This window comes from Plantibacter sp. MCCC 1A11337, assembly GCF_013349365.1.
Lineage (GTDB): Bacteria > Actinomycetota > Actinomycetes > Actinomycetales > Microbacteriaceae > Plantibacter > Plantibacter flavus_A.
Map to the genome: position 1 here is coordinate 734,931 of NZ_JABJWX010000001.1, position 19,821 is coordinate 754,751.

At 69.1% G+C, this 19,821-nt stretch carries 20 protein-coding genes and 1 tRNA gene; 9 read left to right on the forward strand and 12 right to left on the reverse strand.

Annotation, left to right across the window (positions count from 1 at the left end; genetic code table 11):
• Positions 1-45: 45 nt before the first annotated feature.
• Positions 46-127, forward strand: a tRNA-Leu gene (locus HOW07_RS03405).
• 52 nt (positions 128-179) lie between these two features.
• The gene (locus HOW07_RS03410) at positions 180-926 is read left to right on the forward strand and encodes a DedA family protein (RefSeq protein ID WP_175116089.1); all 747 of its coding nucleotides are present in this window, start codon (positions 180-182) and stop codon (positions 924-926) included.
• Positions 927-981: 55 nt separating this feature from the next.
• On the opposite strand, the gene HOW07_RS03415 is transcribed toward HOW07_RS03410, so the two are convergent.
• The 4 genes from HOW07_RS03415 to murI all read right to left on the reverse strand — a co-directional run bounded on the left by HOW07_RS03415 (position 982) and on the right by murI (position 4,178).
• On the reverse strand, positions 982-1,893 hold the full coding sequence (locus HOW07_RS03415; protein ID WP_175116090.1) for a cation diffusion facilitator family transporter: 912 nt from the start codon (positions 1,891-1,893) through the stop codon (positions 982-984).
• 77 nt (positions 1,894-1,970) lie between these two features.
• Positions 1,971-2,606, reverse strand: coding sequence for an RdgB/HAM1 family non-canonical purine NTP pyrophosphatase (gene rdgB / locus HOW07_RS03420; RefSeq protein WP_175116091.1), 636 nt, complete (start codon positions 2,604-2,606; stop codon positions 1,971-1,973).
• Positions 2,606-3,340 carry a ribonuclease PH gene (rph, locus tag HOW07_RS03425; RefSeq protein ID WP_064296204.1) on the reverse strand — a complete coding sequence of 245 codons (735 nt, stop codon included), beginning with the start codon at positions 3,338-3,340 and terminating at the stop codon, positions 2,606-2,608. Before rph ends, rdgB begins: the two co-directional genes overlap by 1 nt.
• Positions 3,333-4,178 carry a glutamate racemase gene (gene murI / locus HOW07_RS03430; RefSeq protein WP_071260977.1) on the reverse strand — a complete coding sequence of 282 codons (846 nt, stop codon included), beginning with the start codon at positions 4,176-4,178 and terminating at the stop codon, positions 3,333-3,335. The genes rph and murI overlap by 8 nt, the downstream gene beginning before the upstream one ends.
• An 87-nt stretch (positions 4,179-4,265) precedes the next feature.
• Here murI and HOW07_RS03435 point away from each other — a divergent pair, with 87 nt between their 5' ends.
• Positions 4,266-5,594: a nicotinate phosphoribosyltransferase gene (locus HOW07_RS03435; protein ID WP_175116092.1), complete on the forward strand. Its 1,329-nt coding sequence runs from the start codon at positions 4,266-4,268 to the stop codon at positions 5,592-5,594.
• Between the two features lie 43 nt (positions 5,595-5,637).
• Here the strand turns inward: HOW07_RS03435 and HOW07_RS03440 are convergent, their stop codons facing one another.
• The 3 genes from HOW07_RS03440 to HOW07_RS19275 all read right to left on the reverse strand — a co-directional run bounded on the left by HOW07_RS03440 (position 5,638) and on the right by HOW07_RS19275 (position 8,512).
• Positions 5,638-5,913: a DUF3039 domain-containing protein gene (locus HOW07_RS03440; protein WP_064296346.1), complete on the reverse strand. Its 276-nt coding sequence runs from the start codon at positions 5,911-5,913 to the stop codon at positions 5,638-5,640.
• A 95-nt stretch (positions 5,914-6,008) separates the two neighbouring features.
• Complete coding sequence (locus tag HOW07_RS03445; protein ID WP_175116093.1) at positions 6,009-7,580, reverse strand: hypothetical protein; 1,572 nt, start codon at positions 7,578-7,580, stop codon at positions 6,009-6,011.
• Positions 7,556-8,512 carry an ABC transporter ATP-binding protein gene (locus HOW07_RS19275; protein WP_371743565.1) on the reverse strand — a complete coding sequence of 319 codons (957 nt, stop codon included), beginning with the start codon at positions 8,510-8,512 and terminating at the stop codon, positions 7,556-7,558. Before HOW07_RS19275 ends, HOW07_RS03445 begins: the two co-directional genes overlap by 25 nt.
• A 13-nt stretch (positions 8,513-8,525) precedes the next feature.
• Between HOW07_RS19275 and HOW07_RS19280 the strand changes: the two genes are divergently transcribed.
• The 6 genes from HOW07_RS19280 to HOW07_RS19760 all read left to right on the forward strand — a co-directional run bounded on the left by HOW07_RS19280 (position 8,526) and on the right by HOW07_RS19760 (position 14,475).
• On the forward strand, positions 8,526-9,209 hold the full coding sequence (locus tag HOW07_RS19280) for a hypothetical protein (RefSeq protein WP_175115782.1): 684 nt from the start codon (positions 8,526-8,528) through the stop codon (positions 9,207-9,209).
• Positions 9,210-9,608: 399 nt separating this feature from the next.
• A complete protein-coding gene (locus tag HOW07_RS03460) occupies positions 9,609-10,301 on the forward strand; it encodes a phosphocholine cytidylyltransferase family protein (RefSeq protein ID WP_175116094.1) in 693 nt (230 codons plus the stop codon).
• 117 nt (positions 10,302-10,418) lie between these two features.
• Entirely contained in the window at positions 10,419-11,186 is a 768-nt protein-coding gene (locus tag HOW07_RS03465) for an ABC transporter permease (RefSeq protein ID WP_064296199.1), read from the forward strand.
• Positions 11,186-11,944 carry an ABC transporter ATP-binding protein gene (locus tag HOW07_RS03470; protein ID WP_064296198.1) on the forward strand — a complete coding sequence of 253 codons (759 nt, stop codon included), beginning with the start codon at positions 11,186-11,188 and terminating at the stop codon, positions 11,942-11,944. Before HOW07_RS03465 ends, HOW07_RS03470 begins: the two co-directional genes overlap by 1 nt.
• A gap of 74 nt (positions 11,945-12,018) precedes the next feature.
• Positions 12,019-12,915, forward strand: coding sequence for a hypothetical protein (locus tag HOW07_RS03475; RefSeq protein WP_175116095.1), 897 nt, complete (start codon positions 12,019-12,021; stop codon positions 12,913-12,915).
• Between the two features lie 84 nt (positions 12,916-12,999).
• A complete protein-coding gene (locus HOW07_RS19760) occupies positions 13,000-14,475 on the forward strand; it encodes a glycosyltransferase (RefSeq protein ID WP_175116096.1) in 1,476 nt (491 codons plus the stop codon).
• On the opposite strand, the gene HOW07_RS03485 is transcribed toward HOW07_RS19760, so the two are convergent.
• The 5 genes from HOW07_RS03485 to HOW07_RS03505 form a co-directional block, all read right to left on the reverse strand.
• Complete coding sequence (locus tag HOW07_RS03485) at positions 14,396-15,604, reverse strand: acyltransferase (RefSeq protein WP_175116097.1); 1,209 nt, start codon at positions 15,602-15,604, stop codon at positions 14,396-14,398. The two genes, HOW07_RS19760 and HOW07_RS03485, sit on opposite strands and share 80 nt — an antisense overlap.
• Positions 15,605-15,657: 53 nt before the next feature.
• Positions 15,658-16,959: a CDP-glycerol glycerophosphotransferase family protein gene (locus HOW07_RS03490; protein WP_175116098.1), complete on the reverse strand. Its 1,302-nt coding sequence runs from the start codon at positions 16,957-16,959 to the stop codon at positions 15,658-15,660.
• Between the two features lie 68 nt (positions 16,960-17,027).
• A complete protein-coding gene (locus HOW07_RS03495; RefSeq protein ID WP_175116099.1) occupies positions 17,028-17,912 on the reverse strand; it encodes a glycosyltransferase family 2 protein in 885 nt (294 codons plus the stop codon).
• The gene (locus tag HOW07_RS03500) at positions 17,912-18,739 is read right to left on the reverse strand and encodes a CDP-alcohol phosphatidyltransferase family protein (RefSeq protein WP_121290050.1); all 828 of its coding nucleotides are present in this window, start codon (positions 18,737-18,739) and stop codon (positions 17,912-17,914) included. The genes HOW07_RS03495 and HOW07_RS03500 overlap by 1 nt, the downstream gene beginning before the upstream one ends.
• Positions 18,740-19,807: a glycosyltransferase family 2 protein gene (locus HOW07_RS03505; protein WP_175116100.1), complete on the reverse strand. Its 1,068-nt coding sequence runs from the start codon at positions 19,805-19,807 to the stop codon at positions 18,740-18,742.
• Between the last annotated feature and the right edge of the window lie 14 nt (positions 19,808-19,821).

Genomic DNA, 19,821 nt, shown 5'->3' on the forward strand with positions numbered 1-19,821 from the left:
AAGCTCAGGACGTTCCCGACCTCGCTCCCGTAGACTGAGCGGGCCGCGGGAGTGGTGGAATTGGCAGACACGCAGGATTTAGGTTCCTGTGCTTTCGAGCGTGAGGGTTCAAGTCCCTTCTCCCGCACGCGACATCGTCGTACGCCGTTCCATCCCTCCCCCGACAGCAGGAGCTCCGCATGGTCCACACCGCCCTCATCCCCTGGCTCGACCCGGAGGGCATCATCACCGCCGTCGGTCCCTGGGCCCTCGTCGTGGTCTGCGCGATCGTGTTCGCCGAAACCGGCCTCCTCGTCGGATTCCTGCTCCCCGGCGACACCCTGCTGGTCATCACCGGTCTCCTCGCGTTCGGCTCCGCCCGCGTCATTGAGATCGACATCTGGTGGGTCTGCCTCGCGATCGGGTTCTCGGCGTTCCTCGGCGGCGAGGTCGGGTACCTCATCGGGCACAAACTCGGGCCGAAGGTGTTCGAACGCAAGGAGTCCGGTCTCTTCAGCATCAAGAACGTCGAGCGGACGAACGCCTTCTTCGAGCGCTTCGGCGCCCTCGCGGTCATCCTGGCGCGCTTCGTCCCGATCGTCCGGACCTTCGCCCCGGTCGCTGCCGGCATCGGCCACATGAACTACAAGAAGTACTCGCTCTACAACCTCATCGGCGCGCTCATCTGGGGCGCAGGACTCACCTTCTTCGGCTACCTGCTCGGATACATCCCTCCGGTCGCCACCTTCGTGCAGAACTACATCGACGTCATCCTCATCGGAGCTGTCGTCCTCACCCTCATCCCGACCACCTGGCACTACATCCAGTCGAGCCGGAAGGCGAAGGCGCTGCAGGGCACCATCACCGAGGAGGAGCGTCGGGCCGCGGCTTCGAAGCTCGCCGACCAGGACGTCTTCAAGCGCGACCGCGGGAACGAAACGGTCTGATCGCCGGTGGCGCCGCTCGCGCGAGCGGTCGCCACAATCGGGCCCGCCCCGCGCGTCAGCGGTGGTGCGACTCCTCGTGGGAGGCGTGTTCCTCGGGCTCCAGCTGGAAGGTCGAGTGCTCGACGTCGAAGTGGTCGTGGAGGCACGAACCGAGACGGTCGAGCAGCTCCCCCGTGCCACCGTCGGCGAACACCTCCTGCCGGGCGACGACGTGGGCCGAGAAGACCGGCTGGCCGGACGTGATCTGCCAGACGTGGACGTCGTGGACGGCGACGACCCCGTCGGTGCCGAGCAGGTGGTCCCGGATCTCCTGCACGTCCGTGTCGGACGGCGCGGACTCGCTGAGGACGTGGACGACGTCGCGGAGCAACGACCACGCCCGCGGCACGATCATCGCGGCGATCGCGAGCGAAGCGATCGCGTCGGCCTGAGCGAAGCCCGTCAGCATGATGACGACCGCGGCGATGATCACGGCGATCGAACCGAGGAGGTCGCCGAGGACCTCGAGGTACGCGCCGCGCATGTTGATCGACGTGTCACGGCCGCCGCGCAGCACCTGGAGGGCGACGAGGTTCGCGACGAGACCGATGACGGCGACGATCAACATCGGAAGGCTCTTGACCTCCGCGTCCACCGAGTCGACGAGGCGGGACACCCCCTCGATGAGGACCGACACCGCGACGGCGATCAGGATGAGCGCGTTGATGAGCGCGCCGAACACCTCCGCGCGCTGATACCCGAAGGTCTGGCGATCGGTGGCCGGGCGCGCGGCCACGATCGTGGCGACGAGCGCGATGACCAGCCCGGTGAGGTCGGACAGCATGTGCCCGGCGTCGGCGAGGAGGGACAGCGAACCGCTCACCCAGGCACCGAAGAGTTCGACCACGAGGACGGTCGCGATGATGGCGATCGCCACCGCGAGTCTCCTGCGGTTGGCGGTGCCGGCGTGTGCGTGATCGTGACCCATGATGCATCAACCGTAGGAGCTTCCCAGCGCCCGCGGAAGGGTTCATGCCGAGATAGGAATGGTCCTGAGTATCATGCTCAGCTGGCGGTCGACGCGGGCCCCTCGGGCACGAGCCGGTGCAGCACCGGGACGAGTGCCCGGAAGGCGAGCGCGCGGTGGCTCAGCTCGTTCTTCTCAGCCGGTGACAGTTCCGCGGCCGTCCGTCGCTCACCATCCGGGATGAACGCCGGGTCGTAGCCGAAGCCGTTCGTCCCGCTCGGCTCCGTCGCGAGGGCTCCACGCCACGTGCCGACGGCGACGTGCTCGAACGGGGCCATTCCGTCGATCCCCGGCGGCACCACGAGGGCGAGGTGGCAGGCGAACCAGGCGGCACGATGCTCCTCGTGCACGTCCCGCAGCTGATCGAGGAGGAGGGCGAGGTTCGCGGTCGAGTCGTGCTGCGAGCCGGCCCAGCGCGCCGAGAAGATACCCGGCGATCCACCCAGGATCTCGACGCCGATGCCGGAATCGTCGGCGAGGGCGATGGAGCCGGTGTGGGCGGCGGCGACCCGCGCCTTGATCAACGCGTTCTCGCTGAAGGTCGTGCCGTCCTCGACAGGCTCCGGACCGTCGTAGGCGAGGACCGTGATCCCGGGGACGTCGCGGCTGACGAGCCGCTGGAACTCCTCGACCTTGTGCTGGTTGTGCGTCGCGAGGACGATCTCGACGCCCATCAGCGTCCGAGGGCCTCGAACTGGATGGCCTTGAGCGACGCCGCGCCACCGACGGCGAGGTCGAGCAGGGAGTCGAGCTCGCGACGGTCGAACGGCGCACCCTCGGCCGTCCCCTGCACCTCGACGAACGATCCGCCGCCGGTGACGACGACGTTCATGTCGGTCTCGGCGCGCACGTCCTCGACGTAGGCGAGGTCGAGCATGGGCACACCGTCGATGATCCCGACCGAGACGGCCGAGACGCTGTCGGTGAGGGGCGAAGCCTTCTGCGAGATGAACTTCTTGCCGCGCGCCCACTCGATCGCATCGGCGAGGGCGACGTAGGCGCCGGTGATCGCCGCCGTACGGGTGCCACCGTCCGCCTGCAGGACGTCGCAGTCGATGACGATCGTGTTCTCGCCGAGGGCCTTGGTGTCGATCACGGCGCGGAGGCTCCGACCGATGAGTCGCGAGATCTCGTGGGTACGACCGCCGATCTTGCCCTTGACCGCTTCACGGTCCATGCGCTCGTTGGTCGAACGGGGCAGCATCGCGTACTCCGCTGTGACCCAGCCGCGACCCTTGCCGTTGAGCCAACGCGGCACGCCGTTGGTGAACGAGGCCGTGCAGAGGACCTTCGTCCGGCCGAAGCTGATGAGTGCCGACCCTTCGGCCTGCTCGCTCCAGCCGCGCTCGATCGTGATGGGACGCAGCTGGTCGTTGGTGCGGCCGTCGGCGCGCGCGATGTCACTCATGGATGTGCTCCTCGAACTGGTGGGATGGAAGGTCGATCACGCCGGTCTGGACGAGCGAGACGGTGGAGATCTCCCGACCCATCAGACGGTTGGCGAGGGCGATGAAGTCGTCGGCGCTGCTCCCGGTCGCCTCGTACCGGTGGGTGGCGGGTTCGCTGCTGTCGCGCAACAGGTCGCGGGTGACGAGTACGCGGTAGACGTCGTTCGCGGTCTCGGTGTCGCTCGAGACGAGCGACACCTGCGGACCCATCACGTAGCTGATCGCGCCCTTGAGGAAGGGGTAGTGGGTGCACCCGAGGACGACGGTGTCGACGCCGGCGTGCCGGAGCGGGGCCAGGTACTCCTCCGCCGCCTCGAGGAGGTCGGGGCCGGTCGTGACGCCGGCCTCCACGAACTCGACGAACCGGGGGCAGGCCTGGCCGAACACCGTCAGCTCGGGATTGACCTCGAACAGGTCCTGATACGCCCGCGAGTTGATCGTCCCCTCGGTCCCGATGACGCCGATGCGCCCGTTCCTCGTGCTCCGGACCGCGGTCCGCACAGCGGGCTGGATCACCTCGACCACGGGGACCGAATAGCGTTCTCGGGCATCGCGGAGCATGGCCGCCGATGCGGTGTTGCAGGCGATCACCAGCATCTTCACGCCCTGGTCGACGAGCGAGTCGAGGACCTCGAGCGAGTAGCGCCGCACGTCGGCGATGGGCTTCGGACCGTAGGGCGAGTGAGCCGTGTCGCCGATGTAGATCACGGACTCGGCGGGGAGCTGATCGCTGACCGCTCGCGCCACCGTGAGTCCGCCGACGCCGGAGTCGAAGATGCCGATGGGTGCGTCGTTCACGATGACCCAGCCTACCGCCCCTGCCGATGGACGTCGCTGACCGACCGATCACCACGTTCCGAGCACGCTCGCGGCTAGGCTGAACAGGTGCACGAGTCCTCAGCTCTCCTCACCGACCGATACGAACTCACGATGCTGGATGCCGCCCTTCACCGCGGCACCGCGGATCGGGAGTGCCTGTTCGAGCTCTTCGCCAGACGCCTCTCCGGCGGCCGCCGCTACGGCGTCGTGGCCGGCACGGGCCGCTTCCTCGAACTGCTCAAGCACTTCCGCTTCGGTGAATCGGAACTCGAGTGGCTGCGCGAGGAGCGCGTCGTCAGCACGACGGCGCTCGACTGGCTCGCCGACTACCGCTTCTCGGGATCGATCTGGGGCTACCGCGAGGGCGAGGTCTTCTTCCCCGGTTCGCCGATCCTGGTCGTGGAGGGCACGTTCGCCGAGGCCGTCATCCTCGAGACGCTGGCGCTCAGCGTGTTCAACTACGACAGCGCCGTCGCCACGGCTGCCGCCCGCATGACCTCTGCGGCTGGCAGCCGTCCCCTGGCCGAGATGGGCTCCCGTCGGACGGGCGAACGGTCGGCCATCGCCGCAGCCCGGGCGGCGTACATCGCCGGCTTCAGCGCCACCTCGAACCTCGAGGCCGGACGCAGCTGGGGCATCCCGACGATGGGGACGGCCGCGCACTCCTTCACCCTCCTGCACGACTCCGAGGAGGACGCCTTCCGAGCCCAGATCGACACGATGGGTGCCGGGACCACGCTGCTCGTCGACACCTACGACATCGAGGAGGCCGTGCGACTGGGCGTGCGCCTCGCGGGCCCGGAGCTCGGAGCCGTGCGCATCGACTCCGGCGATCTGCCGATCGTCGTCGACCAGGTCCGCCGCCTCCTCGACGAGCTCGGCGCCACGTCGACCCGCATCACGGTCACCAACGACCTCGACGAGCACGCCGTCGCCGCCCTGGCCGCATCCCCGGTCGACTCCTACGGCGTCGGCACCTCCGTCGTCACCGGCTCCGGCTCCCCCGCCATGGGCATGGTCTACAAGCTCGTGGCGCACCGCGACGACCAGGGCGACTGGATCAGCGTCGCGAAGAAGTCGGCCGAGAAGGCGACCGTCGGCGGCCGCAAGACCGCTGCGCGCGCCTACGACCGGCACGGGGTCGCCCGCGAGGAGCGCATCTACCTCGGCGACGGTCCGGCCGGCGAACACGAGGGTGCGGCCGACGCCGCCTCGGAACGCCCCTTGATGGTCCAGCTCGTCGAAGGCGGACTCGTGGACGAGCCGTACCTCGGTGCTGCAGGCACGCGTCAGGCCAGGGAACACCGGGCACAGGCGGTGGCGGAACTGCCACCCCGGGCCGTCAGCCTCACCCGCGGCGACCCCGTGCTCCCGACCGTCTACCTCGAAGGCTGACCGAGGCGACGCGTCTCAGCGTCGGCCGCGGTGCGCTCCAGCGTCAGTCGCGGAGGAGCTTCTCGTAGATCTCCTTGCAGGCCGGGCAGATCGGGAACTTCTCGGGGTCGCGACCCGGCGTCCACTTCTTGCCGCAGAGCGCCTTGACCGGCTTGCCGCTCAACGCCGATTCGAGGATCTTCTCCTTCTTGACGTAGTGCGAGAAGCGCTCGTGATCACCGGGCTCGATGTTCTCGCTCTCGATCAGCTCCTCGAGCTCACGATCCATGATCGCCGTGCTCCCACCGTCGGGAGTGCCACCGGGATCGATCGTGCTCATCTGCTGCTTCGTGCTGTCATGCTGCGCCATGGCTCCATGGTACCGCCGGACGGCACCCGGGTCTCCTGCGGGCCGATCCGGTCGCCGACATCGGGTCAGTGCGAGCTGGCGAAGCCGACGATCTCAGGGCTGCGGCGGTCGAAGACGCGACCGCCGGCGAAGATCCCGATCGCGAGGACCAGGATGCCCGTACCCGCGCCGACCGCGAGTGCCCCGAAGTTCCAGTTCGGCTCACCGGTGAGCCCGAGCACCGCCAGCCAGCCGGCCGGAATCGTGAGCAGCACGGTGCCGAGCAGGCTCAGGAACTGCGCGGACAGACCGCTGCTTCCCGGAACCTGCGGCTGCTGGAACGGGCTGTCGCCGGGAAGCGACGTCGGGTACGGGAACCGTGCGGACACGAAGCTCGCGATACCGGCACCGCTGAACAGCAGGCACGTGCTCACCCCGATCATCGACGGCAGGGCGTCCCAGTCGCCGTAGAACAGGATGCTCAGCGTCGACCCGACCGCGATGAGCGGGATGCCGATGAGGAGCACGGGGAAGAGTCTGCCGATCCGATCCGATCGTCCGCGGACCCCCGAGGCGACGTGCAACCAGACCGCGGTCGAATCGAAGGCGAGGTCGTTGTGCAGGAGCCAGCCGAGGAACCAGCAGACGACCGGGAGCGGGACGAGTGCGAGGACGTTCATCGGGATGCCGGCGACCAGCATGGGCACGAAGAAGATGAAGGGCGCGATCGGGATGATCACGAGGGAGACGAGGTACCGTGGGTCGCGCAGCCAGTAGGTCATGCTCCGAGCGGCGATGGCTCCGGACGGGGAACCGGGGAGCAGGTCGAACCAGCCCAGGCCGGTGCTGTCGCGGCCAGTGCCGAGGCGCTCCGGCGCCACGAGCAGTCGCGCGACGAACGCCTGCCAGGCGAACCAGAGCAGGGCGATGGTCGCCGCGGTGAGCAGCAGCTTGACGATCGCCGGCGCGATTCCACCGAGTGCTGCGTCGCCGGGGAACGACCACACGGCGCCGAGCGGGGTCCAGCTGAGGATGTCCGCGACCCGTCCGAGGACGGCGAATCCGTCGCGCTGCCAGTCCACGGTGGTGAGGGCGATGATCGCCGGGGCCACGGCGATGATGAGCACCAACCCGAGGACACCCATGACCTCCTTGGCGCGGCGCGTCGCGAGGAGGCTCGCGGAGATCGAGGTGGCGATGCGGGCCAGGAGCGCGCAGAGCAGCACGCCGAGGACGGCGGAGACCACGGCGAGCACGGCGGGCAACGGCGACCGCGACCAGGTGACCACCGAGGAGGCCGCGAGGACGGCGAGGACGAGCGACGGGACCGACACGAGCGCCGCCACGAGCAAGCCGGCGGACAGCGTGCGGTTGGGCAGCCCGAAGAGGGAGAACGCCCGAGGATCCAGCTGATCGTCGACACCGAAGACGAGCGGCAGGATGATGAACCCCAGCACGACGGCCGACCCGGCCAGCACGAGCAGGTTGCGGGTGACCTCCGGATCACCACCGCGCAGTGCGACGAGACCGGTGCTCGCGAGCACGACGATCCACACGCCGACCGCGATCGCGAGGACGAGCCCGACCAGTCGCCAGGGGCTGCGGCGGAACGCGTTGAGCGTCAGCTGCAGTTTCAGTCGGAGAAGCTGTGCAACCATTCCATTCCCTCTGCCGACTTGCGGCCCCCGGCGAGCTCGACGAACCGCTCCTCGAGCGTGCCCGTTCCGCGCACCTCGTCGACGGACCCGGCGGCCAGCACCTTGCCCTGCACGATGATGGCCACGTGATCGCACACGCGCTGGATGAAGTCCATGCCGTGGCTCGAGAGCACGACGGTCCCGCCGTTGGCGACGTACCGCTGGAGGATCTCGATGACGTTCGCCGCGGAGACCGGATCGACCGATTCGAACGGCTCGTCGAGGATGAGGACACGCGGCGAATGGATGAGTGCGGCCGCCAACGCGATCTTCTTCGTCATGCCCGCCGAGTAGTCGGAGACGAGACGGCCGAGCGCGTCGTCGAGACCGAAGGCACGAGCCAGATCGGTGGTCCGTGACTTGACGGTCGCGGGGTCGAGCCCCCGCAGGACGCCGGAGTAGTACAAGAGCTGGCTGCCGGTCAGGCGGTCGAAGAGCCGCAGCCGGTCGGGCAGCACGCCGATCGCCCGCTTGGCTTCGGCGGGATCCTGCCAGACGTCGACGCCCTGGACCGTGATGGACCCTGCGTCGGGACGGAGGAGACCCGTGACCATGGACAGGGTGGTCGTCTTGCCGGCGCCGTTCGGCCCGACGATGCCGTAGAACGAGCCACGTCGGACCTCGAGGTCGACGCCGTCCACCGCGACCGTGTCGCCGAACTGCTTGACGAGTCCCGAGATCGACAGGACGACGGGATGGGCGCCATCGCCGTCGGCCTCGCTGCGCTGCGGCGTCGCGGCGGGTGACGAGGTGGCGGCGGACGACGGTGTCGGCGCGGGACGGCCGGCAGGACGCTTCGGTGCTGCAGCCGGAGTGACGGCCTCCTCCCCCGGAGGCGCCACCGATACTGACCCCGACGGTGCCGGCGTCGCCTGCCGGGCCGTGTCGTCCACAGCCTCCTCGGCGATGGATGACGTGGTCGCCGGGGTCTCGGTCTGCGTGGCGTCGGCCCGAGGCTCCTCGACGGCGATCCGGTCGACGACCTCAGGGGAAGGCTGCTCGGAGGGCGTCGACGTCGTCGGCCGTTCGACCGATCCCGGTGCGCTGACCTCGTCGAGCACGCCGGCGGCTGCGGCGGCCGTCTGTTCGGGCTGCTTCGCGACGCTGGTGCGCGCCGGCGTGCGCTTGGCCGGCGTCCGGGCCGTCGTGGACTTCGTCGTCGAGGTGCGGGCGGTGGTCGTCTTGGCGCCGGCGGCCCTGGTCGCCGGCTTCGCGGCGGTGGTGCGCGCGGTCGTCGACCGGGGCGTCTTCGGGGTGGTGCTCGTCTCGGCCGACGCAGTGGCTTCCGGAGCATCGGCAGCTGCAGCAGCCGACTTCGCGGGCGTGCGCTTCGCGGTAGTGGTGCGCGCCGTCGTCGACTTGGTGGCCGTGGTCTTCGCCGTCGAGGTCCGAGCGGTCGTCGAGCGTGCCGTGGTCGTCTTGGGTGCCGGCTTCGTGGCGTCCCCGGGCTCCCCCGAGGTCTCGCTCGCCGACGTGGTGCGGGTGCGGGGCGTGCTCGGCCGCTTCGCCGGGGCCTTCGCCGTTCCGGCAGCCCGAGGCGTCGTCGAGCGGGGTGCGCGCTTCGGTGCCGTCGGCGCCGCAGCGGCCTGATCGTCGGAAGCGGTCGACGGCGCAGGAGCGCCGGTGGCGTCGGCGGTGTTCGGCGTGCCCGGACTCGTCGGCGTGCCGTCGGCAGGCGCCGGCTGCTGAGCGGGATCTGGCGGAGTCGTGGAAGTCACCAAGCAAACCTACCAACAGCGGCGGCCGCAGCGGACAGCGGAGTCTCAGGATGAACGGTTGACACATCTCCCCCAAGCTGTGTAAACGCCGGGTGGTCGATCACAAAACGACAACGGACCCTGGGAACCCCTGACAGACGGAGTTCACCGCGGCTAGCCTGTATTTTGGCATAACGGAGTGTCTTTCAATGCACGTCTTGGTTAATCCTCGGTGAATCGTCCACAGCATCGTGGCACCGCGTGATTCCATACCCACACTGAGGAGAACAACGTGACCACCCAGGTAGTGATCCTTGCCGCGGGGATGGGCAGCCGTCTCGGCCGCTCGCTTCCCAAGCCCCTGACCGAGCTCAGCGACGGCCGCACCATCATGCAGCAGCAGTTCGACAACATCCACCACGCGTTCGGAGCGAGCGCCAAGGTGACGATCGTCGTTGGCTACAAGCTCGAGCACATCATCGAAGCGTTCCCCGACGCCTCCTTCGTCTACAACGAGCAGTACGACCAGACCAACACCTCGAAGAGCCTCATGCGTGCCCTCGCGGCGTCTCAGGCCGGCGGCGTGCTCTGGATGAACGGCGACGTCGTCTTCGACCCCGCCGTCCTCGACCGCGCTGCCGCGATGATCGCCAAAGACCGTTCGTTCGTGACCGTCAACACCTCCAAGGTGTCCGAGGAGGAGGTCAAGTACACGACGAGCGCCGAGGGCTACATCAAGGAGCTCTCGAAGACCGTCGTCGGCGGGCTGGGCGAGGCCGTGGGCATCAACTACATCTCGTCGCAGGACAAGACGATGCTCCACCGCTACCTGACCAAGGTCGGCGACCAGGACTACTTCGAGCGCGGCATCGAGCTCGCCATCGAGCGCGAGGGCATGCTCGTCGAGCCGGTCGACATCTCCGACCTCTACGCGGTCGAGGTCGACTTCGCCGAGGACCTCGAGCGCGCGAACCTCTTCGTCTGAGGTCCCCGTCCACATCGCACACGAACGCCGTCCCGACGCTGAGCGTCGCGGGCGGCGTTCCTGCGTCACCTCGATAAGGTTGGTCACGTGAGTTCTTCAGCTGAGACGCGGCCAAGGATGTCGCGATCGGCGAGGTACCGCCACGCGCTCTGGATCCTGACGGTCCGAGACCTGCGCGTGCGCTACTCGACGAGCGCGCTCGGCTACGTGTGGTCCATCCTCGACCCCCTCGTCATGAGTGGGATCTACTGGTTCGTCTTCACGCAGGTGTTCCGGCGCGACGTCGGCGAGGAACCCTACATCGTGTTCCTCCTCGCGGCACTGCTGCCATGGATGTGGTTCACCGGATCGGTGTCCGACAGCACCCGCGCCTTCCTGCGCGAGGCGAAACTCGTGCGTTCGACGACGATCCCCCGGACCATCTGGGTGAACCGGATCGTGCTGTCGAAGGGCATCGAGTTCCTCGCTGCGCTCCCGGTCCTCGCGGCGTTCGCGATCTTCAGCGGCGCGCAGGTCAACCTCGACATCGTGCTGTTCCCGCTCGCCATCGTCATCCAAGCCGTCCTGACCATCGGGCTCTGCCTGATCGTCGCCCCACTCGTCGTGTTCTTCCGCGATCTCGAGCGCGCCGTCAAGCTCGTCCTGCGGTTCATGTTCTACGCGACGCCGATCATCTACAGCACGACGGCGCTGCCCGACAGGATCGAGCCCTTCGCGGCGTTCAACCCGCTCAGCGGGATCTTCGCGCTGTACCGTTCCGCGTTCTTCCCACAGGAGCTCAACTGGCACCTCGTGGGTGTGTCCGCCGCCATGTCCACGGTCATCCTCGCGGTCGGTCTCCTCGTCTTCAAGCGCTGCGAGCGCTCCGTGCTGAAGGAGATCTGATGCCCACAGGCAACGCAACCGCCGCTCGGCCGGCGATCTCGGTGGCCGACGCAGGGATCCGGTTCCGGCGCAACCGTGGCGGTCGGCGGAGTTTCAAGGACCTCTTCGCCGGACGCGACCGACGCTCGAAGCCGGGTGAGTTCTGGCCCCTGCGCCACGTCTCCTTCGATGTCGCCCCCGGCGAGGCCATCGGCGTCGTCGGACGGAACGGTCAGGGCAAGTCGACGCTGCTCAAGCTCGTCGCGGGCGTCGTCCTGCCCGATGAGGGCACCATCGGCGTGCACGAGGGTGTCGCGCCGCTCATCGAGATCACCGGCGGCTTCGTCAACGACCTGACGGTCCGCGACAACGTGTACCTGACGGCCGGCCTCCACGGCATGTCCCGGCGCGAGATCGACGGACGGTTCGACGACATCATCGCCTTCGCCGAGATCGCCGACTTCGTGGACACCCCGTACAAGCATCTCTCGAGCGGCATGAAGGTCCGCATCGCCTTCGCGGTGATCGCGCAGCTCGAGGAGCCGATCATCCTCGTCGACGAGGTCCTCGCCGTCGGCGACCGCGCGTTCCGCGAGAAGTGCTACCGGCGCATCGAGGAACTCCTCGATGGCGGGCGCACCCTGTTCTTCGTCTCGCACAACGAGAAGGACCTCCGACGCTTCTGCACGAGGGGGCTCTACCTCGACAAGGGGGCGCTCGTGCTCGACGCGCCGATCGACGACGTGCTCGACCGCTACAACGCCGACTACAACAGCTGAGGCCTGCCAGCAAGCGTCAGTCGACCCGCAGTGGGTCGACGTAGACTGGCCGCCCCGCCCACGAGGAGGCCGTCATGACCGGACCGCAGCCGGGACCCGTTCCGGGTCCCGCCCAGTTCCCCACCGCCGCAGCACAGCAGCCCATGCTGCCTGAGCCGGGATGGGTGCGGGCGCTCGACCGACTGCTCTGGGTCCAGCGACCGGTGGTCGTGGCACACATCCGGTCGATCCGGCGGATGTACCCGAACGCGACGGCGGACCAGCTCATCCGTGTCCTGGAGCGCCGGTACCTCACGACGGTGACGACGACGGGAGCCGCTGTGGGCGCGACCGCCGTCGTCCCGGCGATCGGGACGGCGACGACCCTTGCGCTCTCCGGTGTCGAGACGGCGGGGTTCCTCGAGGCGACCGCCCTGTTCGCCCAGTCGGTCACCGAGGTCCACGGCATCGCCCTGGCCGATCCGATGCGATCCCGCGCGCTCGTCATGACCATGATGCTCGGCAAGGCCGGAACCGACCTCCTGCGGAACTTCGGATCCCAGGCGGCCGGGAAGGGCATCCCCCGGCAGGCGTTCTGGGGCCAGACGATCACCCAGGGTCTGCCGTCCATGATCGTGGGCCCCGTCGCCGACCAGTTGCGGGTGCGCTTCGTGAAGCACTTCGCGGCGAGCGGCAGCGCCGGCGTCATCGGCAAAGCACTGCCCTTCGGCGTCGGAGCTGCCGTCGGCGGCATCGGCAATCACATGCTCGGCCGACAGGTCGTCCGTGCCGCTCGCCAGGCGTTCGGACCGGCGCCGTTCGTCGTCCCCCTCGACCTCGAGCCACGGATGCGGGCCGTCTCCGGCCGGTCCGGCCTCGGGAAGGTCCGCGACCAGGTGTTCCGTCGCCGCAAGCACCTGGCCATCGAGGCCGGCGGCGATGCGGCCGGCAGCGAGACGGTCGACCCGGACGGGCCCGAACAGCGTCCCTGACCACCCTCGGCGCGCTCGGGCTCAGCGCCGACCGGGCCGGTCCGGATGCGGCATCCCTCCAGGTCCATCGCGTACCGTCGGAGGGTGAGACTTCCATTCCTGCGCCGTCCCCAGAAGCCCTTCCCGGAAGGCCGCCACTTCGCGGTGACCTGGGGTCTGTCGGACGACTTCGGCGGCATGACGGAGGCGATGCTCCAGCGCTCGCGCGCGTTCATCCGATTGGCCGACACCCCCGTCGACGTCCTCACCTTCGACCACCGCGCGGACTACCCCGAGTTGGAGGCACGGCTGCGCACGCGAGGAGACCTGATCGACGGCCTCCGGGTCGTCAACCTCTGGGACTGGCTGCGCGACAACCCCCTGCCGGGTGGGTCCCTCGACCTGGCCCGCCACGGGTTCACCCCGCTCCCCCTGGAGGACGGCAGCGTGGAACGACGCCGCGGCGACGTGGTCCTCAGCCGCGAGCGACATGACGAGTCCGGTCAGATCCTGCAGGTGGACGTCTACCGGACCGACGGCACCCTGCTCCTGTCCGACCGCCGCGACACGCGCGAGCGGGGTGTCAAGGGCGGCCGGTCCGTGGTCCTCTGCGACGACCAGAGCCGTCCCGTCCGGTCCTGGGGGCGCATCTGGTCCCTGTACCGCGCCTGGTTCGACACGCTCACCGCGGGCGCTCCGGCCTGGATGATCGTCGACAGCAAGACCATCGCCCCGTTCGTCCTGAGCTACCGGAAGCGCAACGTCGTCACCGCGCATGTCGTCCACGCCTCGCACCTCCAGGGTACGGAACGACCACACGGTCGGCTGCGGGAGTCACGGCGAGCGGTGTTCGAGGCGCTCGACGACTTCGACCTCGTCGCCCTCCTCAGCGATCGCCAGCTCGCGGACGTGACGACCATGCTCGGCGAGCACGCCTCGCTCGGGGTCATCCCGAACTCGCGCGAACTCGTCGCACCGGACGTCGCGCGTGCACCTCGGCCTCGCAGCCGCGGCATGTTCCTCGGTTCGCTCACGGCCCGGAAACGGCCGGCGAACGCGATCCGCGCCGTCCTCGCCACCACCCCGGTGGACGGGCCTCCCCCGACGCTCGACGTCTACGGCGGCGGCGAACTGCTCGACGAGTTGCAGACGCTCCTCGCCGCCGAGGACCCGGACCACCGCGTCGTCCTCCACGGTTACGACCGCTCGGCCCGGCAGCAGCTCGGCTCGGGTTCGTTCCTCGTCATGACCTCGACCTCCGAGGGCTTCCCACTCGTGCTCATCGAGGCGATGGCGGCCGGGTGTCTCCCCATCGTCGTCGACGTACCGTACGGGCCGGCCGACATCGTCCGCGACGGTTGGAACGGGTTCCTCGTGCCGTCCGCGGAACCGGCCGTCGTGTCAGCCGCCATCGAACGCCTCCTGTCGCTCCCCGAGGGCGAGGTGGATGCGATGCGTCAGCACGCCAGGGCGACCGCAGAGCAGTACGACGACGAGGCCGTCACCCGTCGGTGGGCTCAGGAGTTGCACGCGGCCGCTCGCCGGAAGAAGCGGAACGCGCTCGTCCCTCGCGTCGGCTGAGCATCCGGGAACGCACCGCAGCGACCCCCGCCTGTACCCCCCGACCGACGCTGCGCGCCAGGCCGTGGGACGGACGCTCGACGAGCTGGAAGAACCCGGCGGCGACCAGCAGGCTCAGTGGGACACCGACGATCCCGACCAGCCACCAACGCTCGTCTCCGAACGAGAAGGCGAGTGTGGCCAGGATCGGGGCGTGCACGAGGTACAGACTGAAGGACACCTTCCCGAGCCAGAGGACCGTCGGCGCCTCGAGGAGCCGACGGGCGAAGGGGCTTCCGATGGCGACGACGATGAGGCCGGCCGCGCCCACACCCGACAGGCCCCAGAGCGCCTGACCGAGCGTCGATGAGGATTCGACGAACGGTCGGGAGAGCCAGCTCGCGACGAGCAGGAGCGCGGACCCGCCCGTGAGCAACGCCCATTGCAGCGGGCGGGACCGATCCGCAGCCCAGGCTCGGAGGTCGTCGAGCCTGACGGCGATCAGCGTACCGATGAAGAACGCCGGCAGGTACACGGCGGCGTCCAGTCCCGCGACCCGTCCGAGCACCATGATCACGGACATCAGTGCGGCGACCGGCCACGCCCAGCGGCGCAGCAACCGAGCGAGGAGGACGGCGATCGGGAGGAGGAGCGTGAAGATCAGCTCCCAGCGCAGCGACCACAGGGTGTTCACCAGCGTGTAGCTCGCCGGCGTCAGGGTGGCCTCTCTCAGGAGGTGCAGCGGGTCGACACTCGTCGCGTTCGCGTTCGCGATCCACTCACCGGTGGTCACCGACGCCGGGTCCCTCGGAATGAGGAGGATGAGGGCTGCGGCGAACAGCAGCGATCCCCACACGGGGAGGTAGAGCCGCACGAATCGGGCGGCGAAGAACCCCGGCCAGCTCGCGCCGCCTCGCAACAGCGGCAGCGCGACGACGAGACCGCTGAGGACGAAGAACACCTGCACGGCCTCGGTGCCGGCGAAGAGCAGCTTGAGTGGCGTCTCGGTCGCGATGTCCCAGGCGGGCTCCGAGATCCGGCCCGTCGCGAAGGGTCGTGCGAGCAACGACACGTGGTAGAGCACCACGACGACGCTGGCGACACCACGGACTCCGTCGAGGGAGGCCAGTCGCCCGGAGGACGGATTCACCTGCCCGACCCTACGCGGTTCTCCTGGGCGCGGACTCAACGGCTCAGGGCGCCTCAGGCGCGTCCTCTGCCGTCGTCATCCTCGTCTTCGTCCTCATCGTCCTCATGCTCGTCGAGCTTCGGCCGGCCATCGGCGTGCGCGAGGGCGAACCGTTCCCATTCCGACATCAGATGCTCGATGGCGCTGTGGAACCTCGCCGTCGTCACTCCGGGCGTCGTGTCGCCGAAGTAGTACTCGACCCAGTGCTGCAGCCGAGCGACCGTCTCGGGATCACCGAGGAGTCGGTCGACGCCGTCGACGATGTCCGCGGCGTCCGACGCATCGAGCCACTCGCACGCCGAGAGGTACCCTCCGGTGTCGATCTCCGCCTCCGGGTTCACGGGACGGGTGATCATGAGCGGCTTCCCGCTCGCGAGGCGGTCGTAGACCATCGCGGAGATGTCGACGATGGCCGCGTCCGCCGCCGCCAGCTGCCAACCGAGGTCGGCACCCGTGTCGACGACGTGCTGGGCCGAGGCGTCCGCACGGTTCGCTTCCTGGAGCGCGGCCATGATCTCGCGGTTCGCGCTCGCGTAGGCCGGATCGACGACACCGCTCCGCGGGTGCGGACGGTACACGACGCGGTGCCGCCCGGTCGCGATGAGTGCTCGGACGAGGGCCACGCCGTGGCTCGCGATCGAGCCGTACGCCGCGGCCGCGCGGTCGCCCTCCCAGGTGGGCGCGTACAGGACGACGGTCCGCTCATCGGGCGTGTAGGGCAGTTCGCCCGAATAGTGGTCGGCCTGGGGGCGGCCGATCATGATCGCGCGCTTGTCGAAGTCGTAGTCCCAGAGCACCCGCTCCAGCCGGTTCCTCGCCGCTTGGCCGGCGATGAGGCTGTAGTCGTAGGCCTTGAACTGGTTGGTCGTCATGTACATCTTGTCGCTCTCGCCGTGGTTGACGAAGACGTGCCAGCGGGAGCCGTAGCGGAACATCTGGAAGTTCTTGGCGTTCTGGTTGACGTACAGCACGACGCGGATGTCCTGTTCGGCGAGCGTGCGCTCGAGGGCGACGACCGTCCGGACGTAGGCCGTCGGGATCGGCGACTCCTCGAACAGCTTCGCCGCCGCCGTCGCACCGCGGCTGAGGATGAGGACGGGCCACCGCTTCGACAGTTCGGCGAGCGGCCGGTACCACTGGCGGATCTGGTACATGTTGACGGCACCGTCCGCGAAGTACACGGCCACCTTGTAGCGCCCCGGCTCGATCACGGGAGCCGCCTGCATCTGCGCCGCGAGGACGGCTCTGGCGCGGCGGTTGGCGAGCAGGTCCTTGGCGAGCGTGATGGCACGACGACCGTCTCTGATCAGTCCCATGTCAGCTCCAGCATCCGTCAAGCGTAACGACGCCAGGTCACGGTCGGATCACGACGGGCGCCGGCCGCTCAGATGACCGGAGGTCGCCCTGCGCGCGTCATCCGCCAGACCGTCCGCCAGCGCAGTGGGCGACGTTCGCCGGGGTCCGTCCGCCAGCCCTCACGCCAGCCGCCGAACCAGGGGCGGAGGGCCTCCGGCTTCCGCCACCACCGGATCACCTGGATCGCGGTCCAGGAGCCCACATACAGCGGAATGAGCGGTGCGGGGAGGTTCCGCCGTGCGAGCCAGACCCGGTTCCGCGCGTTGAGCCGGTAGTAGGCGGTGTGCCTCGTCGGTTCGGTCACCGGGTGGTTCGCTTCGAGGGAGGCCTCGTACCAGGCTCGCCTCCCCTGGTCCCAGACCCGCCAGGCGAGCTCGATGCCCTCATGCGCGTAGAAGAACGGGTCGGCCCACCCACCGACGGCGTCGAACACCGACCGCGGCAGCAGGACGGCCGCTTCGAGGCAGGAGAACACGGCGCTCGAATGCCTGGGGTCCTTGTCGCGCGTTCGCGGCACCCAGCGGGACGGCGTCGCTGCTCCGTCCGCGTCGGCGAGCCGGGGCTGCATGAGGCCGATGGACCGGTCCGCGTCGAGCATCGCGATGGCGTCGCGGAGGAACGTGGTGGACGGGATGGTCGCGTCGTCGTCGAGGAAGAAGACGAACTCCCCCTGCACGGCGTCGGCACCACGGTTGCGTCCGGCGGGGATCCCGAGGTTCTCCGACAGGGCCAGGCCTCGAGCGCCGTCCGGAAGTCCGGTCGGCTGCCAGCCGTTACCGACCACCACCACGTCGAGCTCCACCGCTTGCTGGGCGAGCACGCTCTCCACGGCTGCGGTGAGCTCGACCGGGCGGGTCCCCTGCGTCAGGACCACGACGCCGACGGAGCGCGTGACCGGGATCGGGCCGGACATCACGCGTGGAGCCGTTTCGACGAGACGATCGCGACGAAATGCCCGACGAGCGTCAGGAGCGCGAGCGGTACGAGAATCGCGAGCACCCAGCGCATCGCCTCGACGTCGCCGACGAACAGGCCGACCACGGAAGCGGCGAAGATCACCATGGTGAGTTCGACCGAGTGGAAGAGCCGGTGGAACGGGAGGAACCGCGCCACCGTCCGCGCCGTCGCGAGCAGTCCCCCGCGCGGCGCCGACTCCTCGGTCGAGTAGGTGAGTTTCGGCGCCCCGAAGCCGGCGCGGGCGACCCGCACCATGTCGTTCAGCGCCTTGTTGAGCACGACGAACAGCGCGAGCGCGAATCCGAGGGTGATCCAGACCAGGTCCTCGGGCGCATCCACCGGCCACGCGGCGGCACGGACACCGAGCGCGATCGCGATGAGTGACTCGGTGGAGTAGTGGCCGACGGAGTCCAGGAACGCACCTGCCGGACTCGACGTCCGCCGCCAACGCGCGACCTCGCCGTCGCAGCAGTCGACGAGCATCTGCGTCTGCCCGAGCACGAGTGCGAGGGCCGCACCGCCGAATCCGGGGATGAGGAGCGCGGCGGCCGTCGCCCAACCGGTCAGGATCATCAGACCCGTCACGCCGTTCGCGCTGATGCTCGTGCGCAGCAGCAACCACGTGATGTACGGCGACAGGTCTCGCAGGTAGAGGTCGGCGGTCCAGTGCTCGGCGTTCTTCCGCGCGCGGACCTCCGGCGGTTGCGCCACGGCTCGGAGTTCGGCGATCGTCCGCGGGGGCGTGAGCCGCGGACCGGTTCCGGCCGTGCTGGGATCCGACATCTAGACCGCCTTCGGTGGATTGCGCAGCGCGGAGATGCCCTTCGCGAGCGAGCCGTAACCGAGCACGAACCCCGTGCCCCAGCAGAAGTGGATGCACGGCAGGACGGCGAGCATCCAAAGGCTCGTGCGCATCCCGTCCCGCCCGGTGACCACGATGCTCGCAAGCAGCACGATGGCCGCATAGGCGATGGGGGCCGCGAACCCGATGAGCAGCCACGGCGTCGCTCCCGCTCCCAGCTGGACCAGGCCTCCGAGCCCGAGCAGCGTGCCGAGCACGATGCCGAGCACCAGGACCGGTGGCGCGAAGTAACGGAGCGTGCCGCGGGTGGGGAAACTCCGACTGAGTTCGCCGCGCCAGAGTCCGGTGGAGAAGAACTGTCGCGCCAGGGCGCGCATGCTCGCACGCGGGCGGTAGACGACGCGCAACGCGGGCGTGAACCAGACGAGGCCGCCGGCCTGCTTGATCCGGCGGTTGAGCTCCCAGTCCTGTCCGCGTTTGATGCGCTCGTCGAACATGCCCACCCGCATGAGCATCTCGCGGTCGAAGACGCCGAGGTAGACCGTGTCGGCCGGCCCCTCTCGACCGCCGACGTGGTGGGGTGTGCCACCGAGTCCGACACGCGAGCCGTACGCCCGCGCCACCGCCGTCTCGAAGCTCGTGCGTCCCTGGGCGTCCATGATGCCGCCCACGTTCTGCGCCCCCGTGCGGAGCATGGTCTCGACCGCGAGACGCGCGTAGTCGTCGGGCAGCTCCGAGTGGGCGTCGACCCGGATGACGATCGGATGCGTCGACGCGGCGATCGCCAGGTTGAGCCCGGCCGGGGTCGACCCGACGCGGTTCTCCAGCACGTGGATGCGGGGGTCGGCCGCCTGGAGCTCTCGGACGAGCTCGGTCGTGCCGTCGATGCTCGGCCCGACGGCGATCGTGATCTCCACGTCGCCGGCGTAGTCCTGCGCCAGGAGGCTGTCGACAGCTGCTCTGACGTGTCGGACGTCGTTCAACACCGGCATCACGTAGGAGACTCCGGGCGACGACGGTGCGTCGGCCTGGCCTGTGTCGTTCGACATGGGGGTTCACTCCG

Coding starts and splice junctions, on each gene's coding strand:
- HOW07_RS03410 (WP_175116089.1), top strand. CDS start 180: ATGGTCCACACCGCCCTCATCCCCTGGCTCGACCCGGAGGGCATCATC.
- HOW07_RS03415 (WP_175116090.1), bottom strand. CDS start 1,893: ATGGGTCACGATCACGCACACGCCGGCACCGCCAACCGCAGGAGACTC.
- rdgB (WP_175116091.1), bottom strand. CDS start 2,606: ATGGGCGTCGAGATCGTCCTCGCGACGCACAACCAGCACAAGGTCGAG.
- rph (WP_064296204.1), bottom strand. CDS start 3,340: ATGAGTGACATCGCGCGCGCCGACGGCCGCACCAACGACCAGCTGCGT.
- HOW07_RS03440 (WP_064296346.1), bottom strand. CDS start 5,913: ATGAGCACGATCGATCCCGGTGGCACTCCCGACGGTGGGAGCACGGCG.
- HOW07_RS03445 (WP_175116093.1), bottom strand. CDS start 7,580: ATGGTTGCACAGCTTCTCCGACTGAAACTGCAGCTGACGCTCAACGCG.
- HOW07_RS19280 (WP_175115782.1), top strand. CDS start 8,526: ATGGATGACGTGGTCGCCGGGGTCTCGGTCTGCGTGGCGTCGGCCCGA.
- HOW07_RS03465 (WP_064296199.1), top strand. CDS start 10,419: ATGTCGCGATCGGCGAGGTACCGCCACGCGCTCTGGATCCTGACGGTC.
- HOW07_RS03470 (WP_064296198.1), top strand. CDS start 11,186: ATGCCCACAGGCAACGCAACCGCCGCTCGGCCGGCGATCTCGGTGGCC.
- HOW07_RS03475 (WP_175116095.1), top strand. CDS start 12,019: ATGACCGGACCGCAGCCGGGACCCGTTCCGGGTCCCGCCCAGTTCCCC.
- HOW07_RS03490 (WP_175116098.1), bottom strand. CDS start 16,959: ATGGGACTGATCAGAGACGGTCGTCGTGCCATCACGCTCGCCAAGGAC.
- HOW07_RS03495 (WP_175116099.1), bottom strand. CDS start 17,912: ATGTCCGGCCCGATCCCGGTCACGCGCTCCGTCGGCGTCGTGGTCCTG.
- HOW07_RS03500 (WP_121290050.1), bottom strand. CDS start 18,739: ATGTCGGATCCCAGCACGGCCGGAACCGGTCCGCGGCTCACGCCCCCG.
- HOW07_RS03505 (WP_175116100.1), bottom strand. CDS start 19,807: ATGTCGAACGACACAGGCCAGGCCGACGCACCGTCGTCGCCCGGAGTC.